Raw genomic sequence first — 19681 nt, forward strand, 5'->3', positions numbered from 1 at the left:
CATGGTGCCGGGGTGATCTCAGTCCCAGTCGCGCGTGCGCATCACCGAGGCCCAGCGGCCCTTCTCGATGGCGTAGACGCTGATGGTGCCGAAGGCCTGCTCGCCGGCTGCGTCGTAGCGCAGGCTGGCGGTCACCGGGCCGTGCAGGTCCAGCTCCTTCATGGCGGCCAGCACCTTGGCGGGCGCGGCGCTGCCGGCGCGGATCATGGCCAGCGTGATGGAGTGCACGGCGTCATAGGCGTAGTGGGCGCCGTAGACGACTTCCTGCTTGGTGGCCGCGGCGAAGCGGGTCTCGAAGCTGCGGCCGGCGCTGAACTCGTAGGGCTCGATCACGGGCGAGGTCGAGTAGACCGCGCGGATCGGCATGTCCATCTTGGGCAGCAGATTGGTCTTGATGGTGTCGCCGCCCAGCAGCACGGCATCGCGCAGGCCGGCCTTGGCCATGCCCTTGACCAGGGCCTCGACCTGGAAGTCCGCCAGGGTGGTGATCACGCCATCGACCTTGGCGGCCACCATCTTGGCGATGAGGTCGTCGAAGGTGGTGGTCTTGGCGTCCAGCGAGGCCGCCAGGGCGGCTTCCTTGCCCTTCTTCTTGAAGAGGCTCTGCACGCCGGCGATCAGGGCCTTGCCGTAGGGCGTGCCGTCGTCGACCAGGGCCCAGCGCTCGGCCTTCAGGTTGGACAGCGCGTAGCTGGCCATGGCCTTGGCCTGGAGGTCGTCGTTGGCGACCAGGCGCAGGGTGGTGGCCAGGCCCAGCTGGGTGTACTTGGGGTTGGTCGAGATGGCCAGCTGCGGGATGCCGGCCGCGGCGTACACGGGGGCGGACTCGATGCTGACGCCCGAGTTCAGGTTGCCGATCACCGCCACGACGCCGGCGTCCACCAGCTCCTGGGCCACCTTCTTGCCGGTGGCCGCATCAGACTTGTCATCGCGCGAAACCACCTCCAGGGTGATGGCCTGGTTCTTCACGGAGAAGTGGGCCTCGTTGAGCTCCTTCACGGCCAGCTGCACGCCGGCCAGCATGTCCTTGCCCAGGGCAGCCAGGGGGCCGCTCAGCGGCTGAGCCACACCGATCTTGACCGTGTCCGGCAGGCGCGAGCAGGCACCCAGGAAGGGGGCGAGGCCGCCGGCGAGTAGGAGGTTTCTGCGTTGAATCATGGGGGCCTTTCAGAAAGCTGCGCCATTCTAGAAAGCCTGGCACGCGCGCCAAGCCCGTGGGTGGCGCGAATGAGACTTCCTGTAGCAATTGAATGAGATTTCCACGCCCGGGCGCCGGTGGATTCACCGTGAAATCTCAGTGAGAACCCTGAAAAAAAGGCCATCGCGCGGCGATGGCCTGGTGGGGAGTCCCCTGCTTCGGGGTTTTCCCGGGGCGCGCTGGATCAGGCCACGGTGACCGGAATCTTGCCGATCTTGGCCTGCCATTCGGCCGGGCCGGTCTGGTGGGCGCTGGTGCCGCCGGCATCCACGGCCACGGTCACCGGCATGTCGGTGACGTCGAACTCGTAGATGGCTTCCATGCCCAGGTCCTCGAAGCCCACGACCTTGGCCGCCTTGATGGCTTTGGAGACCAGGTAGGCCGAGCCGCCCACGGCCATCAGGTAGGCCGACTTGTGCTTCTTGATGGACTCGATGGCGACGGGGCCGCGCTCGGCCTTGCCGATCATGGCGATGAGGCCGGTGTTGGCCAGCATCATCTCGGTGAACTTGTCCATGCGGGTGGCGGTGGTCGGGCCGGCCGGGCCCACGACCTCGTCACGCACCGGGTCGACCGGGCCCACGTAGTAGATGACGCGGTTGGTGAAGTCCACGGGCAGCTTCTCGCCCTTGGCCAGCATGTCCTGGATGCGCTTGTGCGCGGCGTCGCGGCCGGTGAGCATCTTGCCGTTGAGCAGCAGGGTCTGGCCGGGCTTCCAGCTGGCCACCTCGGCGGGGGTCAGCGTGTTGAGGTCCACGCGCTTGCTCTTGTTGTAGTCCGGGGCCCAGTGCACGTCTGGCCAGAGGTCCAGACTCGGCGGCTCGATGTAGCTCGGGCCCGAGCCGTCCAGCACGAAGTGGGCGTGGCGGGTGGCCGCGCAGTTGGGGATCATCGCGATGGGCTTGGAGGCCGCGTGCGTGGGGTAGGTCTTGATCTTGACGTCCAGCACGGTCGTCAGGCCGCCCAGGCCCTGCGCGCCGATGCCCAGGGCATTGACCTTCTCGTACAGCTCGATGCGCAGTTCTTCCAGCTTGTCCTTGGGACCGCGCTGGAGGAGCTCGTACATGTCGATGTCGTCCATCAGGGCTTCCTTGGCCAGCAGCGCAGCCTTCTCGGCCGTGCCGCCGACGCCGATGCCCAGCATGCCCGGCGGGCACCAGCCGGCGCCCATGGTCGGGACGGTCTTGAGCACCCAGTCGACGATGTTGTCGGAGGGGTTGAGCATGTAGACCTTGCTCTTGTTCTCCGAGCCGCCGCCCTTGGCCGCGACGATGACGTCCACCGTGTTGCCGGGCACCACGTCCATGAAGACCACGGCCGGCGTGTTGTCCTTGGTGTTCTTGCGCTCGAAGATGGGGTCGGACAGCACGGAGGCGCGCAGCTTGTTGTCCGGATGGTTGTAGGCGCGGCGCACGCCCTCGTTGATGGCGTCCTGGATGGAGCCGGGGAAGTCGCCCCAGCGCACGTCCATGCCGATCTTCAGGAAGACGTTGACGATGCCGGTGTCCTGGCAGATCGGGCGCTTGCCCTCGGCGCACATGCGCGAGTTGGTCAGGATCTGCGCGATCGCGTCCTTGGCCGCGGCGCTCTGCTCGCGCTCGTAGGCGCGGGCCAGGTGCTGGATGTAGTCGGCCGGGTGGTAGTAGCTGATGTACTGCAGGGCGGCGGCGACGCTGTCGACGAGGTCGGCGTAGCGGATGGTGGTCGTCATGGCTTTGGGGGCGGGGTCGTGAACCTGCGCGGGATTATCCCGCAGGCGGCTGACGGGCCTTTGACGCCTGACAGCCGCCCGCCGCCCGGGCCGGGAGATGCTGCGGCACCCCTCGGCCCGGCAGCCCCGGGCTCAGGGCCGGCCGACGGCGGTCCAGGCGGCCGCCACGGCGCTCTGCTCGGCGGAGCCGGCGCCGTAGAGGTCCCCCGCCGCGCTGAGCGTGGCGCTGCGGGCGCCGGCGTAGTTGGTGCTGGAGGTCATGTAGACCGTCAGCGCGCGGTACCAGATCTTCTCTGCCTTGGCGCGGCCGATGCCGGCCAGGGTGGCCGTGCCGGTGGCGACCCGGGTGTCGCCCGCCTTGCAGGTCTTGCTGGGGCTGCCGGCGTTCGTGCCTTCGGCCAGGAGGTAGAAGAAGTGGTTGGCCACGCCGGAGGAGTAGTGCACGTCCAGGCTGCCCACGGTGCTGTACCAGCAGTCCGCCGAGCGGCCGTCGCTGCTGGGCTGGATCATGGAGCGCAGGGCACTGGCGCCGCTCTTGTAGAGCTTCTCGCCGATCAGGTAGTCGCCGGGGTCGTTGGCATTGGCGGCGTAGAACTCGACCGCGGTGCCGAAGATGTCGCTTGTGCCCTCGTTGAGGCCGCCGGACTCGCCCGAGTAGGTGAGGTTGGCGGTGCGGCTGGTGACGCCATGGGTCATCTCGTGGCCGGCCACGTCCAGGGAGTCGAAGGGGTTGAAAGTGGTGCCGTCGCCGTCGCCGTAGGTCATGCAGAAGCAGGAATCCGACCAGAAGGCGTTGTTGTAGTTGCGGCCGTAGTGGACGCGGTTGTAGGCGCCCACGCCGTCATTGGCGATGCCGCTGCGGCCGTGCACGTTCTTGTAGTAGTCCCAGGTCACGGCCGTGCCGTACTGGGCGTCCACGCCCACGGTCTGGCGATTTGCCAGGCTGCCGTCGCCCCAGGCGTTGTCGGCGTCGGTGAAAAGGCTGCCCTTGCCGCCCTGCTTGTTGCCCATGTCCACGGTGTACTGGCCGCCGCGCGAGGGGTCCTTCAGCTCGTAGCTGGTGCCCGTCGAGTTGGTCACCAGGCCGACAGTGCCGTTGAAGAAGCCGCGGCCGCTGCCATTGGCGGCGCCGGTGTGGACGTCGTCCCAGGCATCGAGCACCACGCCCGAGTCGGCGTCGACGATCACATGCATCTCGCTGGGCGTGCCGTCCTCGCGCTGGCCGGACAGCTGCACCTCATAGGCCAGCACGGGCGCGGCGCCGCGGGCGTAGACCACCGCCTCGGGCCGGCCGTTCGCCGAGAAGCCGGGATGGCGGGCCCGTGCGGCGTCCAGGGCGCCTTCCGTCCTCAGCCGAGCCTGTGCGGGCAGGCTGATGCCGTACTGCAGCGTGCGCGACATGGCCCGCAGCTGGCCCTGGCGGTCCGCATGCACGACCAGGTCGCCGCCGATCACGCGCAGGCCGCGGAAGGTGCGGTCGAAGCGCACATGGGTGCTGCCGTCGGCGTCGGTGACCAAGTCGCGCATCTCGTAGGCGTGGCCCTCGCCATGCAGGGACAGGCCGGGGTAGGCGGCGATGTGCGTGCGGGCCTGCCGCTGCGCGTCGGCAGGGGCGGCGGTGGCTGCCTGGGCGGCGCCCAGGGAGGCCAGGGCCAGGGCGATGGCGGTGCAGTGGAGTGGCTTCATGTCTTGCGTCCCGGTTGAGTGCAATGAAGGCGGCCGACGCATCTGCGCGTGGCCCGATGCTTGCGTGCGAGCGCCTTCTGGGCGTCCGCAGCGGCCTCGATCTTGTACGCCCGACGCCGGCGCCTGGCCATCCCTCGACTGTCTCCCTGTCGCATGAAAAAGGGGCCCCGCGGGGCCCCTGTGCTGTGGCGATGTGGGCCGGATCAGTGCCCCTCGGCCGCGCTGCCGTGGCCCCCATGCGCGCTGGCCAGCAGCTTGTCCGTGTAGGCGATGGCCATGGCCGAGAGCAGGAAGGCGATGTGGATCAGGGTCTGCCACATCAGGGTCTTCTCGCTGTAGTTGTCGGCGTTGATGAAGGTCTTGAGCAGGTGGATGGACGAGATCCCGATGATGGCCGTGGCCAGCTTCACCTTGAGCACCGAGGCGTTCACGTGGCTCAGCCACTCGGGCTGGTCCGGATGGCCTTCCAGGTTCATGCGCGACACGAAGGTCTCGTAGCCGCCGACGATCACCATGATCAGCAGGTTGGAGATCATCACCACGTCGATCAGGCCCAGCACGACCAGCATGATGATGGTCTCATTGAGCTTGGCGATGGGCTCGTAGCCGACGATGGCGCCGCTGGCATCCTTGATGGCTGCGGCCTTGTAGCCGATGCTCTTCACCAGCGTCACCAGGGCCTCCTGGTGGCCGAAGGCCGCCTCGATCAGGTGCACGAGCTCGGTCCAGAACTGGAAGACATAGACCGCCTGGGCCAGGATCAGGCCCAGGTACAGGGGCAGTTGCAGCCAGCGGCTGCCGAACATCAGGGCGGGCAGGGGCCCCAGCTTGCGATTCATTTGGGAACTCATTGGTAACTTCCAGGTGGGATCGGCGGCGATTCTAGTGAGACGATCGCGGGCGCATTGTGAAGCAGTCGGATCTTCCGCGCCGGTGTCCCGGCGGTGCAGGAGCCACAATGCCCGAGAACACTTCTATAAGAGTCAGCGATTCGTCAGTGACGAATCGCACAGTTGGTGCAGCGCAAAAAAGACCACGGGCCAGCGCACGCACCCGTCAAGGAGACCCCAGCCATGAGCAATTCCCAGGAGAAGCTGTACCACCCCAACGAGGCAGCTGCGAAAGCGGCCCATGTCTCGGGCATGGCGGCCTACGAGGCCCTGTGCAAGGAGGCCGACACCGACTACGCCGGCTACTGGGCTCGTCTGGCCCGCGAGCTGATCAGCTGGAAGACCCCCTTCAGCAAGACCCTGGACGAGAGCCAGGCCCCCTTCTTCAAGTGGTTCGAGGACGGCACGCTGAACGTCTCCTACAACTGCCTGGACCGCAACATCGAGCGCGGCCTCGGTGACAAGACCGCCCTCATCTTCGAGGCTGACGACGGCGCCGTGACCCGCGTCAGCTACAGCGAGCTGCTGGCGAAGGTCTCGCAGCTGGCCAATGTGCTGAAGGCCCGCGGCGTGAAGAAGGGTGACCGCGTGGTCATCTACATGCCCATGTCGGTCGAGGGCGTGGCGGCCATGCAGGCCTGCGCGCGCATCGGCGCCACGCACTCGGTGGTGTTCGGCGGCTTCTCGGCCCAGTCCCTGCGCGACCGCGTGCAGGATGCGGGCGCCGTGCTGCTGATCACCGCGGACGAGCAGGTCCGCGGCGGCAAGCACCTGCCCCTGAAGTCCATCGTCGACGAGGCGCTGGCCGACAACGCCTGCCCCACGCTCAAGGACGTGATCGTCTACCAGCGCACCGGCGGCAGCATCGGCTGGACGGCCGGGCGTGACCTGTGGCTGCACGAGGTGCTGGCCGGCCAGTCCACGCAGTGCGAGCCGGAATGGGTGGGTGCCGAGCATCCGCTGTTCCTGCTCTACACCTCCGGCTCCACCGGCAAGCCCAAGGGCGTGCAGCACAGCAGCGGTGGCTATCTGCTGCATGCCGCGCTGACCACCAAGTGGACCTTCGACCTGAAGCCGGACGACATCTTCTGGTGCACGGCCGACATCGGCTGGGTCACGGGCCACACCTACATCACCTATGGCCCGCTGGCCCTGGGCGGCACCGAGATCGTCTTCGAGGGCGTGCCCACCTTCCCGGACGCCGGCCGCTTCTGGCAGATGATCGAGAAGCACAAGGTCAGCATCTTCTACACGGCGCCCACGGCCATCCGCTCGCTGATCAAGGCGGCCGAGTCCAATGAAGCGGTGCACCCGAAGCGGTACGACCTCAGCAGCCTGCGCATCCTGGGTTCGGTGGGCGAGCCCATCAACCCGGCCGCCTGGGAGTGGTACCACCAGCATGTGGGCGGCGGCCGCTGCCCCATCGTGGACACCTTCTGGCAGACCGAGACCGGCGGCCACATGATCACGCCGCTGCCGGGCGTCACGCCCCTGGTGCCGGGTTCCTGCACCTTGCCCTTCCCGGGCATCCAGGCCGCCATCGTGGACGAGCTGGGCAATGACGTGCCCAACGGCCAGGGCGGCATCCTGGTGGTCAAGAAGCCCTGGCCCTCGATGATCCGCACCATCTGGGGCGATCCGGAGCGCTTCGTGAAGAGCTACTACCCGTCCGAGCTCAAGGGCTACTACCTGGCGGGCGACGGCGCCATCCGCGATGCCAAGACCGGCTACTTCACCATCACCGGCCGCATCGACGACGTGCTGAACGTCTCGGGCCACCGCATGGGCACCATGGAGATCGAGTCGGCCCTGGTGAGCTGCACCGAGCTGGTGGCCGAGGCCGCCGTGGTGGGTCGCCCCGACGACACGACTGGCGAGGCCATCTGCGCCTTCGTGGTGCTGAAGCGCCCACGTCCCACGGGCGAGGAAGCCAAGAAGATCGCCAACGAGCTGCGCAACTGGGTGGCCAAGGAGATCGGCCCCATCGCCAAGCCCAAGGACATCCGCTTCGGCGACAACCTCCCCAAGACCCGCTCCGGCAAGATCATGCGCCGCCTGCTGCGTTCCGTCGCCAAGGGCGAGGCTGTCACGCAGGACACCAGCACGCTGGAGAACCCGGCCATCCTGGAGCAGCTGGCGCAGACCAACTGAGTGCCGCGCTGCTGCATCCCCAAGGCCCGCGGTTGCGGGCCTTTTTCATGGGCATGTGATGGGCTGGTGCTTGGTGCCGGGGGGGAGGGGCGGGGAGTAATGCGAAGGTCGGCGCGGCCCGGCCTCAGCCCCGCCCGCGCCCGGGCTTCATGTGGGGGAGCCGGCCCTGCAGGCCGGCTCCCCTGCCGTGCTCGGGGTGCGGAGCGGGCGCGTAACTCGCTTCATTCGCTGCGCTCATTGCGCTCGGACAGACGCGCCCAGTCAGATGACAAAGCGCGCTGCGCGCGCCGCTCCCCACCCCTGCGCTCCTCGGCACCCCACAAGGCGCCCAGCCACGGGCGGGGCTGAGGCCGGGCGGGGCACCGAGCACGGCGTTGAACCTCGAAGCACCTGCCGCAACGATGATAGAAAAGGCCCGCTGCACAGCAGCCGGGCATCTACGCCAAGCACCGAGGACCCCAAGCGCTCCCCGCAAAAAAAGAAACGGCCCGCTGCACAGCAGCCGGGCCCCGAGGCCCTGCACCCCCGCTGCCATACGCTCATTCGCTGCAAAAAAAGAAAAGGCCCGCTGCACAGCAGCCGGGTATCTACGCAATGCACCGAGGACCCCAAGCGCTCCCCGCAAAAAAAGAAAAGGCCCGCTGCACAGCAGCCGGGCCCGGAGGCCCTGCACCCCCGCTGCCATACGCTCATTCGCTGCAAAAAAAGAAAAGGCCCGCTGCACAGCAGCCGGGCCTTTTCGCACCGCACGCGGCTCGCTGATCCGGCTCCGCCGGTCAGCCGAGCCGGCCCCCCTGGGGGGGCGCGCGAAGCGCGTAGGGGGGGGGGTCACTTGATGCTAAGAACCCACTTGGCCAAGGTCTCGGCCTCGGCAGGCGTCACGGCATTGGCGGGCATGGGCACGGGGCCCCACACGCCGGAGCCGCCCTTGATGATCTTCTCGGACAGCTTCTTCACGGCGTCCTTGTCCTTGGCGTACTTGGCGGCCACTTCCTTGTAGGCGGGGCCCACGATCTTCTTGTCCACGGAGTGGCAGGTCATGCAGTTCTTCTTCTGGGCCAGCTCCTGGTTGGCAAAGGCGGGAGCAGCGAAGACGGCGGCCAGGGCAGCGACGGCGATCAGCTTGGACTTCATGGGTTCCTCTCGAAACAAGCGTCAGGGATTGGGGGCATGGTCCGGCGCTCAAACTGCTCTACAGTGGGAGCCGGAACCGGCGCAAGCGATTCTACGGGGCGTCGTCCCACACGGCAGGTGTGCACTTCTTGTGTGGGGTCAAAGACAAAGAACGAAAAAAGAAAGGAATCCGACCATGTGGTTTGTGGGTCTGGGTGTGTTGCTGATCCTGATGAAGGTCGGCGATGTCGGCTTTGTGGCCGGCTGGAGCTGGATTGCCGTGCTGAGCCCCTTCGCGCTCGCGGTGGTCTGGTGGGTCTGGGCGGATGGCAGTGGCTACACGCAGCGCAAGGCCATGGAGCAGCTGGAAGAGCGCCAGGCCAAGCGCCGCCAGCGCGCGCTGGAAGCCCTGGGCCGTGACAAGCCCGGCCAGCGGCGCTGAGCTGGACTCGAGCATCGCCCGCAGCTCGCGGCTGCGCATCCGCAGACGCCCCGGGGCATTGGCAGACAGCAGCGGGGCGTTGAGCCGCCACGCAGGCGCCCGCATCCCGTCCGCGGCAATGTAAAGATGAAGAAAAAGGCCCTGCCGGCATCGCGCCGTCAGGGCCTTTGTGCTGGCAGGCGGGGCCTTGATCAGTCGAACTTGTCCAGCACAGCACCGACGCTGGCGCTGGCCGCGTTGCGGGCGAACTTGGCCAGCACGCCACGGGTGTAGCGCGGGGCAGGCTGGGTCCAGCCGGCACGGCGGCGGGCCAGCTCCTCGTCGCTCACATGCAGCTGCAGCAGCAGCTGGTGGGCGTCGATGGTGATGCTGTCGCCCTCCTGGACGAGCGCGATGGTGCCGCCCTCATAGGCCTCGGGCGCCACGTGGCCGACCACCATGCCCCAGGTGCCCCCGGAGAAGCGGCCGTCGGTGATCAGGCCCACGCTCTCGCCCAGGCCCTGGCCGATCAGGGCGCCGGTGGGCGCCAGCATCTCGGGCATGCCGGGACCGCCCTTGGGGCCCAGGTAGCGCAGCACCATGACGTCGCCGGCCTTGATCTGCCCGGCCATGATGGCGGCCAGCGCGGACTGCTCGTCGTCGAAGACACGGGCCGGGCCGGTGATGACGGGGTTCTTCAGGCCGGTGATCTTGGCCACGGCGCCCTCGGGCGAGAGATTGCCCTTCAGGATGGCCAGATGGCCTTCGGCGTAGAGCGGCTGGCTGACGGGGCGGATCACGTCCTGGTCCGGCGAAAGCTCCGGCACCTCGGCCAGGTTCTCGGCCACGGTCTTGCCGGTGATGGTCATGGCATCGCCATGGATCATGCCGTGCTTGAGCAGCTCCTTCATCACAGCCGGGATGCCGCCGGCGCGGTGCAGGTCGATGGCCAGGTACTGGCCGCTGGGCTTGAGGTTGCACAGCACCGGCACCTTCTTGCGCATGCGCTCGAAGTCGTCGATGGTCCAGTCCACCTCGGCGGCGTGGGCGATGGCCAGGTAGTGCAGCACGGCATTGGTGGAGCCGCCGGTGGCCAGGATCACGGCCACGGCGTTCTCGATGGCCTTCTTGGTGACGATGTCACGCGGCTTCAGGTCCTTCTTGACGGCCTCGACCAGGAGGGCCGCCGCCTTCTTGACGCTCTCCACGACCTCATCCTCGACATTGGCCATGGTGGACGAATAGGGCAGGCTCATGCCCAGCGCCTCGAAGGAGGAGCTCATGGTGTTGGCCGTGTACATGCCGCCGCAGGAGCCGCTGCCGGGGATGGCGCGCTTCTCGATCTCGCAGAAGTCGCGCTCGTCCATCTTGCCGGCTGAGAACTGGCCCACGGCCTCGAAGACGCTGACGATGTTGAGGTCCTGGCCCTTGTACTTGCCCGGCAGGATGGTGCCGCCGTAGACATAGAGCGACGGCACGTTGGCGCGCAGCATGCCCATCATGCCGCCGGGCATGTTCTTGTCGCAGCCGCCGATGACGATCACGCCGTCCATCCACTGGCCGCCCACGCAGGTCTCCACGCAGTCGGAGATGACCTCGCGCGAGACCAGGCTGTACTTCATGCCCTCGGTGCCCATGGCCATGCCGTCGCTGATGGTGGGCGTGCCGAAGATCTGCGGATTGGCGCCGGCCTCCTTGAGGCCCTCCACGGCCGCATCCGCCAGGCGCTGCAGGCCGCTGTTGCAGGGCGTGATGGTGGAGTGGCCGTTGGCCACGCCGATCATGGGCTTGCCGAAGTCCTCCTCCTTGTAGCCCAGGCCGTAGTACATGGAACGGTTGGGCGCGCGGGCCACGCCTTCGGTGATGTTCTTCGAGCGGCGGTTGTAGCTCATGGGGAGGTCTCCGTTGAGGGGGAAGGCCGCCGGGGCGACCGATGCTGGCGCCAGTATCGGCAGGGAGCGATATCGTGTCCAATATATATCCAGCCATCGAATGATTTGCAGGATGTATCAATGACCGACCTCCGTACCTGGCGCCAGTTCTGCGTGCTGGCCCGCGAGCTGCACTTCGGCCGGGCCGCCCAGCGCCTGCACATGACCCAGCCGCCCCTGAGCCTGGCCATGCAGAAGCTGGAGCAGGCCCTGGGTGTGACGCTGTTCGAGCGCAGCCGCCGCAGCGTGCGGCTCAGCGCGGCGGGCGCGGCCCTGTTGCCGCAGGCCGAGGCGCTGCTGGCCCAGGCGGAGGCCCTGCCGGCGGTGGCACGCTCGGCGGCCGCAGGCATCAGCGGCCGGCTGCGCCTGGGCTTTGTCTCGACGGTGGGCTACGGCGAAATGCCGCAATGGCTGCGCCAGTTCCGCGAGCGCTTCCCGGAGGTCGCCCTGCAGCTGCGCGAGGCCACGCTGGACGTGCAGCTGGAGGCTTTCGACCGGGACGAGCTGGACGCCGGCTTCGTGATCCACGCGCCAGACGCCGAACCTGCAGGCTTTGAGACCCTGCGTCTGTCCGAGGAGCCCATGGTGCTGGCGCATGCCGAGGGCGTGGGCGCAGCATCGCCCAAGGCCTTGCTCGATGCGCCGCTGATCATCTTCCCGCGCGAGATCGCGCCCTCGCTGCATGACGCGGTGCTGGCTTTCTACGCGACCCAGGGGCGGCGCGTCGCCATTGCCCAGGAGGCCATCCAGATGCAGACCATCGTCAACCTGGTGTCCTCTGGCATGGGCGTGGCCTGGGTGCCGCGCTCGGTGATGGCCCTGCAGCGCGCGGGCGTCAGCTACCGCGCGCTGCGCATGCCGGGCCTGCCGCGCTGCGAGACGCGGCTGATCTGGCGGGCGCCGGCCGCGCCCGTGGTGGACGGCTTCGTGGCCCATGTGCGGCAGGCGCTGCGGGGAAGTCCCGAGGGGAAATAGCTGGAAGTCATGGCCGCATGCAACGCAGAATGCGCGGCCGGCCTGGCAATGCCTGACTGACGTGCGGCAGGCGCCCCACTGCAGGCTGCGCCATCCACGGGCAGTCAACGGCCGGGCCTGGCCTCCGTTGAACGCCGACGATCCAAGAGAGGAGATGCTCCATGCCCCGCCACGTTCTGCGCCCCCTGCTGCTGGCCGTCCTGCTGAGTGCAGGGCTGGCCCAGGCCGCGACCTTCAAGGATCCTGCCCTGCAGCAGGCCCTGGACGCTGACCACGACGAAGAGCTGCTGTCCCTGGCCCGCGCCCGTCTCAAGTCGGACGCCAACGACGCCCAGGGCCTGGCCGCCACGGCCCTGCTGGGCCTGCAGGATGGCGACAGCACCCGCCTCGAGGCCCATGCCAAGGCCCTGCAGCAGTGCGTGGAGCGGCAGCCCCGCGAGTTCGTGTGCCACTTCGTGCTGGGCCAGGTGCTGGGCAGCCAGGCCATGTCCGGCGGCATGATGAAGGCCATGACGCTCACCGGGCGCATCAAGGAATCCTTCCAGAAGGCCCTGGAGCTGGAGCCCCAGTCCTTCGAGGCCCGCGAGGCCCTGCAGCAGTTCTACCTGATGGCCCCGGGTATCGCGGGGGGCTCGACCACCAAGGCCCGCGCCCTGATCGACGAGATCCAGGACAGCCAGCCGGCCCAGGCCCATCTGTTGCGCGCCCGTCTGCTGGCCACCGACGGCGACACGGCCGGCGCCGAGCGCGAGCTCAAGGCCTACAAGCCGGGCAGGGAGGTCGCGGCCAACAAGGCCTGGGTGCAGGGCTGGGCCGGCCTGGGCCTGAGCTATCTGCAGGACAAGCAGCTGCCCAAGGCTCGCGCCTGGTTCGAGCAGCTGATCAAGGAGCAGCCCCAGGCCGCGCTGGGCCCCTTCGGTCTGGCCCGGGTGGCGGCGGCGGAGCAGCGCTGGGAGGAGTCGGCCCGCGCCTTCGAGCAGTCCCGCACGCTGGAAGGGGCGCGCAACCTGCCCATCGACTACCGCCTGGGCCTGATGCTGCAGGCCAAGGGCGACAAGGCACAGGCCAAGGCCGCGCTGGAACGCTATCTGGCCGGCAGGACGCCCAGCAAGCGCCTGGCCGAGGACGCCCGCAAGCGCCTGGCCGAGCTCGGCTGATGGGCTGACGGCGACCACGGATACCGCGGCTGGCCTTAGCATGTCGGCCATGTCGCTGATGTCGCGTTCCGCCTCTTCCATGCCTGCCCTGTTCCGGTCCGTCCTTGCCGGGCTGCTGACGGCCCTGGCCCTGGCTCTGCCGGGGACCGGTCAGGCCGCCGTGCTGTCGGACCCCACGCTGCAGGCGCTGTTCGCGGCCGGCCAGGCCCTGGAGCTGGAACGCGCGGCGCAGGCGCGCCTCGGCGCCGATGCGAACGACCTCCAGGGGCAGATGGCCTTGGCGCTCGCGGGACTGGAGTGGGGTCGCCAGGAGGCCCTGGAGCCCTCGCTGCGCCAGATGCAGGCCTGCGTCGAGCGCCAGCCAGACTTCGCGCCCTGCCATTACGTGCTCGGTTCGCTGCTGAGCGTGCAGGCCGTGCGCGGCGGGGCGCTGAAGGCCCTGAGCCTCAGTGCGCGCATCCGCCAGCACCTGCAGCGGGCCTTCGAGCTGGACCCGCGCAGCTATGAGATCCGCAGTGCCCTGGTGCAGTACTACCTCGCCGTGCCCATGCTGGCCGGCGGCAGTCACAGCAAGGCACGCAGCCTGGAACTGGACTGGCGCAAGGTCAATGCCGAGCAGGCGCGCATGCTGCGCATCTTCATCGCCCTGGGCGATGAAGACTGGGCCGATGCCGAGCGCGAGCTCAAGGCCCTGCGCACGGGCCCGGACCCGCGCCTGGCCTTCGACGCCCGCGTGGCCTACGGGCAGCTGGGCCGGCATTTCGTCAAGGACCACCAATGGGACCGCGCCCGCAAGCTCTACGAGCAACTGATGCGGGACCAGCCCCGCCAGGCAAGCGGCGCCTACCTGATGTCCCGCCTGGCCCAGGACCAGGGCCGTTTCGACGAGGCCATCGACTGGCTCCAGCGCGCGCGCAGGTTGGAGGGGGCGGAGCTGCTGCCCCTGGACCAGCGCCTGGGCAATGCCTATGAGGGCCTGGGCGACAAGGCGCAGGCGCGAGCCGCCTACGAGCGCTATCTGGGCGGCAGCCGCCTTCACCAGCGCAATGAGCAGGAGGTGCGGCGCTCGCTGGCCGCGCTGGACGGTGGGGCGGGCTGAGCGGGGCTGCTCGGGGTAGGGTGGGCCACTATGATGCGCGCCTGACCAATCCAGGACCCTCGAGGACCTCGCCATGTGGGTGCATCCGCAGTTCGATCCCATCGCCATCCGGCTCGGCCCCCTGGCCGTGCACTGGTACGGGCTGGCCTATCTGGCCGGCTTCGTCGTCTTCATGCTGCTGGCGCGCTGGCGCATCCGCCAGCCGGGCCTGACGACCCAGCCCTGGACCACACTGCACCTCGATGACCTGCTGTTCTACGGCGTGCTGGGCGTGGTGCTGGGCGGCCGCCTGGGCTTCGTCTTCTTCTACAAGCCCGAGTACTACCTGGCCAATCCGCTGGAGATCTTCAAGGTCTGGACGGGCGGCATGGCCTTCCACGGCGGCCTGCTGGGCGTGGCGCTGGCGCTGGCGGTGTTCGCCTGGCGCCGGGGTTGGCGCTTCTTCGAGGTGACGGACCTGGTCGCGCCCTGCGTGGGCCTCAGCTTCGGCCTGGTGCGCATCGCCAACTTCATCAACGGCGAGCTGTGGGGCCGGCCGGTGGCCTCCGACGTGCCCTGGGCCATGGTCTTCCCGCAGGCCCCGACGATGGAACCGCGCCATCCCTCCCAGCTCTACCAGGCCTTCGGCGAGGGTGTGCTTCTCTTCGGCCTGCTGTGGCTCTATGCCCGCAAGCCGCGCCTGACGGGCCAGGTCTCGGGCGTCTTCCTGTTCCTGTATGGGCTGCAGCGCTTCGTGATCGAGTTCTTCCGCGAGCCGGACGCCTACCTGGGCCTGCAGGCCCTGGGCCTGAGTCGGGGACAATGGCTGTGCCTGCCCATGATCCTGGCCGGCTTGGGCCTCTGGGCCTGGGCCGGACGGCGCGGCAGCAAGACCTGACCCCACGCCTGACCTCCTGAACTGGCCGCCATGCGACAAATCTTCTTCGACACCGAAACCACCGGCCTGCGCGCCGAGGCCGGCGACCGCATCATCGAGATCGGCTGCGTGGAGATGGTGAACCGGCAGCTGACCGGCAACAACCTGCACCTCTATCTGAACCCCGAGCGGGACATCGACGAAGAGGCCGTGCGCATCCACGGCCTGACGGTCGAGTTCCTCGCTGACAAGCCCAAGTTCGCCGAGGTGGTGGACCAGATCGTCGAGTTCCTCAGCGGCGCCGAGCTGGTTATCCACAACGCGGCCTTCGACATCGGCTTCATGAACGCCGAGCTCAAGCGCCTGGGCCGGCCCCTGGTGACGGACTTCGTCGGCGGCGTGCGGGACACCCTGCTGATGGCCCGGGACATGTTCCCCGGCAAGGCCAACTCCCTGGACGCGTTGTGCAAGCGCCTGGAGGTGGACAACTCCAACCGGACCTTCCACGGCGCCTTGCTGGACTCCGAGCTGCTGGCCGAGGTCTACATCCGCCTGACCCGCGGCCAGGACGCGCTGCTGATGGACGACCACGGCAGTGCCAGCGGGCAGGAGGGCGGGGACACCCGTGTGGCCCAGGTGGACTTCAGCCGCTTCGTGCTGCCCGTCCTGCAGGCGACGCCCGAGGAGCTGGAGGCGCACGAGAAGGTGCTGGCCGAGCTGGACAAGGCCAGCGGCGGCAAGCGTGTCTGGCAGACGGCGGAGCCCAGGGGCGAGGGCGCACCGGCGGCGTGACGCGGGCGGTCTGCATCGGATGGCCTCAGTCGGGCGGCCTTCAGCGGAATTCCAAGTTTTTCAGCAAATTTCTGTGCAGACCGAAAAACTCGTGGCATAATCGTGGGCTTCCCGGTTAACGAACTTTGTTGATGCGGTGCTTCCAGAAAAGGCAGCAAAGGCAACAACAGGGTTTGACTGGCAGCGACGCCAGCAGACAGATTGATCGGGCGGTTAGCTCAGCGGTAGAGCACTGCCTTCACACGGCAGGGGTCGCAGGTTCGAACCCTGCACCGCCCACCAGAACAAGCGGTCGGGCCAGCAGCTTCAGGCGGTTGGCGACGGCAGCAACAGCTCCGGCGATCGCATCGGAGCGCTCTGGAAGATCTGTCCCACGTCGCCGCAGTCGCATGCATACCGGGCGGTTAGCTCAGCGGTAGAGCACTGCCTTCACACGGCAGGGGTCGCAGGTTCGAACCCTGCACCGCCCACCAAGATCACCCCGCAAGTCACCTGGCTTGCGGGGTTTTGTTTTTTGGCATGCTCCGACCCTGCAATGAATGCGCAGACGAGGAACGCCGCCTTGGATTCAATCCCCGCTTCGACCACAGACGTTACGCGCCCGCCCGCCGATTGGTGGCGCTGGGTGCTCGACGGCCAGGCGCTGGGCTGGCTGGCGCCGGCGCATCAGCGGCTGCTGGCGGCGTGGGGCCTGGGCGTGGCGCTTGCTGAAGCCCGCACCTGGAGCGTTTGCAGTGGCACCCACGAGGCCGAGGCCCGCAGCCGCTGGCTTGCCGAGCTGGCGTCGCGCCTGCGCGAGGCTGGCTGGGTGCGGGGCTGGCGCGGGGAGCGCTATCGCTGTCACCTGCCTGGATGCGACGACGGCGAAGGGCCCCCCGGCGGACCTGTCTTCTTCGAGCTGGAGCGCTCCGCCTACCGCTTCTTCGGTCTCACGAGTCAGGCGGTGCATGTCAATGGCGTGGATGCAGCCGGCGCGCTCTGGTGCGGCCGGCGCGCGCTGCACAAGGCCACTGATCCCGGGCGGCTCGACAACCTCGCCGCGGGCGGCCTGGCGGCAGGCGAAGATGTGGTCGGCTGCGCTCGCCGCGAACTATGGGAAGAGGCCGGCGTGCCCGCCACGCTGTGCGGGCCGCTGCGCCTGATGGGCCGGCTGCGTAGCGCGCGTGTCGAGCCCGAGGGCTGGCACGAGGAGTGGCTGCACGTCTTCGAGCTGGCCCTGCCTGCCGGCTTCGTGCCGCGAAACCAGGACGGCGAGGTCAGCGCCTTTGAGTGCCTCGCGCCCGGCGAGGTGACGCAGCGCATGGCCTCGCAGGACTTCAGCCCGGATGCGGCGGCCGTGAGCGCCTTCTGGCTTCGGTCCAGGGCTGGCGCAGGCCCCATCTCGACTACAGTCGTCAGCCGCTGATGCCTGTGCCTGCCATGACGACTCTTTCTCCCACGCTCACCTTCGAAGCTGGCACCCTGCTGGTCCTGTCCGGCCTGCCGGGTGCGGGCAAGACGCGCCTGCGCGAGCGGGCGCAGGGCCTGCCCGAAGGTGCCTGGGTGTCGATGGACGAGTTGCGGCGCCAGGTGCTGGGCACGCTGACAGTGCTCAACGCGGGCCGGCGCCAGACGCAGGTCCGGCAGGAAGCCAATGATGTGGTCTACCACATGGCCCAGTCCATCGTGGCCGAGCGCATGCGGCATGGACTGAGCACCGTGGTCGACGCCACCAACCTCACCGACGCCGACCGCAAGCCCTGGATCGACCACGCCCATGCGAACGGCGCCGAGGCCTGTGTGCTGATCGTGGACACGCCATTCGAGGAATGCCTGCGGCGCATGCAGGCCCGAGAGGACTGGGTGCCGGAGCACCGCATGCGCGAGATGATGCAGGCCCGCGGCGGGGCGGGGAGTGGGGGGTTCGAGCGGGGCTCCAGCTATTCCCACCGCCTTCTCTCGGGCGGCGAGACGCTGTGCTTCCAGCCTCGGCAGGTGCCCACCGCGAGCCTGGATGTCGTCAGCGATGTGCATGGCCTGCTGGACGACCTGCTCGTCCTGCTCGAAGGCTGCGGCTGGCAGGTGCGGGACGGCGTCTTGCGGCATGCGGATGCGCGGCGGCGCCTGCTGTTCCTGGGAGACCTGGTGGACCGGGGCCCCGATTCTCTGCCCCTGCTGGACCTGGTGATGCGCAGCTGCGAGGCGGGCACCGCCCAGTGCCTGCAGGGCAACCACGAGGCCAAGCTGCTGAAGTTCGTGGAGCAGGCGCAGCGCGAGGGCATCGAGCGCTGGGGCTCCTGGGCCAACGCGGAAACCGGGATGCAGCTGCTGAAGCTGCCCGAGGTCCAGCGTCAGCGGCTGGTGACGTTCATGCGGCGCCTGCCCCCATATGTCACGCATGAGCCAGCCCGGGTGGCCTTCGTGCACGGTGACGTCCACCGTTTCGACCCCTTCCTGAGTCTGCGCGAGGACCTCGTGCACGGCCAGTCGGGCTTCCGGCCGGATGTCGATTCCGATGCGATCTATGCCGCCGCACACCAGGCCGGCCTCAATGACTATCTGGTCATCCGGGGCCATGTGCCGCCCACGAGTGAGCAGGACTGCATCGTGTCCATAGAGGCCCAGGGCTACCAGAAGGGGGAGTTGCGCCTGCTGCGCTTCGACGATTTCCTGGCGGCGCGCGAGGCGGGCGTCGGTGTCCAGGCGGCGGTGCGACAGGCCCTGCATGTGCGTGCCTGCAGCCACGACCAGGAGGCACATGCCGAGCGCCGGTTCGGCCTGGCCAAGGCCCTGGAGGCCCTCACCACGCGCAAGCTGGTGCGCCGCAGCCTCGATCCCTCCAAGCTTTTCAGGGGCTACAAGTACGCCAAGGAGGTGTTCTGGACGGGCGCCTGGGACGAGTCGCCCTATCTCATCAAGGCCCGGGGCATTGTGCTGGACGTGGCGGGCACGGTGGTGTCCAACCCCTTCGACAAGGTCTTCAACTACGGTGAGCGCGAGGTCGGCAAGGACCTTCCGGACACGCTGCCCGTGGTGGAGGCGCTCAAGCTCAACGGCTTCCTGGGCATCATCAGCCCGCACCCCCTGAAGCGTGGCGAACTGCTGGTGCACACCCAGGGCAGTCTGGACCCTGAGAATGAGTACATCCGGCACATCGTGGCGCTGCTCCAGCCCCGCCAGCGCGGCCTGCTGGCGCGGTTCTTCGCGCAGCGCCCGATGACGCTGATGCTGGAAGTCCTGCATCCGGAGGATCCGCACATCGTCGAGTACGGCACGGATGAGCACGGCCTCTACCTCATCGGCGCCCGCACGCTGGGCTTCGAGGACCCGGAGCTGCCGGAGGAGGAGCTGGACGGCATCGCCGAGCAGCTGGCCCTGCGCCGCCCCTGGTGGCGCCGCACGACGCTGGGTGAGGTGAAGCGGCGCGTGCGAGATTGCCGGGACGAGGGCTCCATGGTCCGCGCGGACACGGCCCTGCAGACCAGCCTGCTGAAGATGAAGTCACCCTTCTACCTGACGACCAAGTTCCTGGCCCGCCTCAGCAGCAAGAATGCCCGCCATCTCTTCAGCAACCCGCAGGACTTCAAGAAGCACCAGGACGAGGAGCTCTATCCCATCGTCGACGCCGTGGCCGCCGCGTTCAGCCTGGACAGCTTCATGGCGCTGAGTGACAGCGAGCGGGTGCGCGCCGTGCGGGACATCATCGAGCGCCAGCAATAGGC

15 protein-coding genes and 2 tRNA genes are annotated in these 19681 nt (G+C 68.3%); 11 read left to right on the top strand and 6 right to left on the bottom strand.

The annotated features are described in order from the left end of the window. Nucleotides 1-18 precede the first annotated feature (18 nt). From ABDJ40_RS15905 to ABDJ40_RS15920, 4 genes are all read right to left on the bottom strand, one after another. Complete coding sequence (locus ABDJ40_RS15905; RefSeq protein ID WP_269633430.1) at nt 19-1158, bottom strand: branched-chain amino acid ABC transporter substrate-binding protein; 1140 nt, start codon at nt 1156-1158, stop codon at nt 19-21. Between the two features lie 224 nt (nt 1159-1382). Then, the gene (locus tag ABDJ40_RS15910) at nt 1383-2909 is read right to left on the bottom strand and encodes a fumarate hydratase (protein WP_347611358.1); all 1527 of its coding nucleotides are present in this window, start codon (nt 2907-2909) and stop codon (nt 1383-1385) included. A gap of 132 nt (nt 2910-3041) precedes the next feature. Then, nucleotides 3042-4595 (bottom strand): M4 family metallopeptidase, encoded by a 1554-nt coding sequence (locus ABDJ40_RS15915; protein ID WP_347611359.1) that lies wholly within the window; start codon nt 4593-4595, stop codon nt 3042-3044. Between the two features lie 203 nt (nt 4596-4798). Beyond that, on the bottom strand, nt 4799-5434 hold the full coding sequence (locus tag ABDJ40_RS15920) for a TIGR00645 family protein (protein ID WP_430765649.1): 636 nt from the start codon (nt 5432-5434) through the stop codon (nt 4799-4801). A 234-nt stretch (nt 5435-5668) separates the two neighbouring features. On the opposite strand from ABDJ40_RS15920, the gene acs reads away from it, so the two are divergent. Beyond that, the gene (acs, locus tag ABDJ40_RS15925; RefSeq protein ID WP_347611361.1) at nt 5669-7636 is read left to right on the top strand and encodes an acetate--CoA ligase; all 1968 of its coding nucleotides are present in this window, start codon (nt 5669-5671) and stop codon (nt 7634-7636) included. An 828-nt stretch (nt 7637-8464) separates the two neighbouring features. On the opposite strand, the gene ABDJ40_RS15930 is transcribed toward acs, so the two are convergent. Then, entirely contained in the window at nt 8465-8770 is a 306-nt protein-coding gene (locus ABDJ40_RS15930) for a c-type cytochrome (protein WP_347611362.1), read from the bottom strand. A gap of 175 nt (nt 8771-8945) precedes the next feature. Between ABDJ40_RS15930 and ABDJ40_RS15935 the strand changes: the two genes are divergently transcribed. Then, nucleotides 8946-9191 carry a TIGR04438 family Trp-rich protein gene (locus ABDJ40_RS15935; protein WP_347611363.1) on the top strand — a complete coding sequence of 82 codons (246 nt, stop codon included), beginning with the start codon at nt 8946-8948 and terminating at the stop codon, nt 9189-9191. A gap of 191 nt (nt 9192-9382) precedes the next feature. Here ABDJ40_RS15935 and ilvD read toward each other — a convergent pair whose 3' ends face one another. Continuing rightward, nucleotides 9383-11062 carry a dihydroxy-acid dehydratase gene (gene ilvD, locus ABDJ40_RS15940; protein ID WP_347611364.1) on the bottom strand — a complete coding sequence of 560 codons (1680 nt, stop codon included), beginning with the start codon at nt 11060-11062 and terminating at the stop codon, nt 9383-9385. A gap of 120 nt (nt 11063-11182) precedes the next feature. Here ilvD and ABDJ40_RS15945 point away from each other — a divergent pair, with 120 nt between their 5' ends. From ABDJ40_RS15945 to ABDJ40_RS15985, 9 genes are all read left to right on the top strand, one after another. Continuing rightward, entirely contained in the window at nt 11183-12076 is an 894-nt protein-coding gene (locus ABDJ40_RS15945; protein WP_347611365.1) for a LysR family transcriptional regulator, read from the top strand. A 161-nt stretch (nt 12077-12237) separates the two neighbouring features. Then, nucleotides 12238-13233: a tetratricopeptide repeat protein gene (locus ABDJ40_RS15950; RefSeq protein ID WP_347611366.1), complete on the top strand. Its 996-nt coding sequence runs from the start codon at nt 12238-12240 to the stop codon at nt 13231-13233. A gap of 49 nt (nt 13234-13282) precedes the next feature. Next, a complete protein-coding gene (locus tag ABDJ40_RS15955) occupies nt 13283-14332 on the top strand; it encodes a tetratricopeptide repeat protein (protein WP_347611367.1) in 1050 nt (349 codons plus the stop codon). Nucleotides 14333-14405: 73 nt separating this feature from the next. After that, nucleotides 14406-15209: a prolipoprotein diacylglyceryl transferase gene (gene lgt / locus ABDJ40_RS15960; RefSeq protein ID WP_347611368.1), complete on the top strand. Its 804-nt coding sequence runs from the start codon at nt 14406-14408 to the stop codon at nt 15207-15209. 30 nt (nt 15210-15239) lie between these two features. After that, entirely contained in the window at nt 15240-15980 is a 741-nt protein-coding gene (gene dnaQ, locus ABDJ40_RS15965; RefSeq protein WP_347611369.1) for a DNA polymerase III subunit epsilon, read from the top strand. Between the two features lie 207 nt (nt 15981-16187). Beyond that, nucleotides 16188-16262 (top strand) — tRNA-Val (locus ABDJ40_RS15970). A 116-nt stretch (nt 16263-16378) separates the two neighbouring features. Then, nucleotides 16379-16453: transfer RNA gene (locus ABDJ40_RS15975), tRNA-Val, on the top strand. Nucleotides 16454-16542: 89 nt separating this feature from the next. Continuing rightward, nucleotides 16543-17385 (top strand): NUDIX hydrolase, encoded by an 843-nt coding sequence (locus tag ABDJ40_RS15980; protein WP_347611370.1) that lies wholly within the window; start codon nt 16543-16545, stop codon nt 17383-17385. Between the two features lie 14 nt (nt 17386-17399). Beyond that, on the top strand, nt 17400-19679 hold the full coding sequence (locus ABDJ40_RS15985; RefSeq protein ID WP_347611371.1) for an AAA family ATPase: 2280 nt from the start codon (nt 17400-17402) through the stop codon (nt 19677-19679). Nucleotides 19680-19681: the final 2 nt, after the last annotated feature.

Source organism: Roseateles flavus (assembly GCF_039872765.1).
GTDB classification, from domain to species: domain Bacteria; phylum Pseudomonadota; class Gammaproteobacteria; order Burkholderiales; family Burkholderiaceae_C; genus Roseateles_B; species Roseateles_B flavus.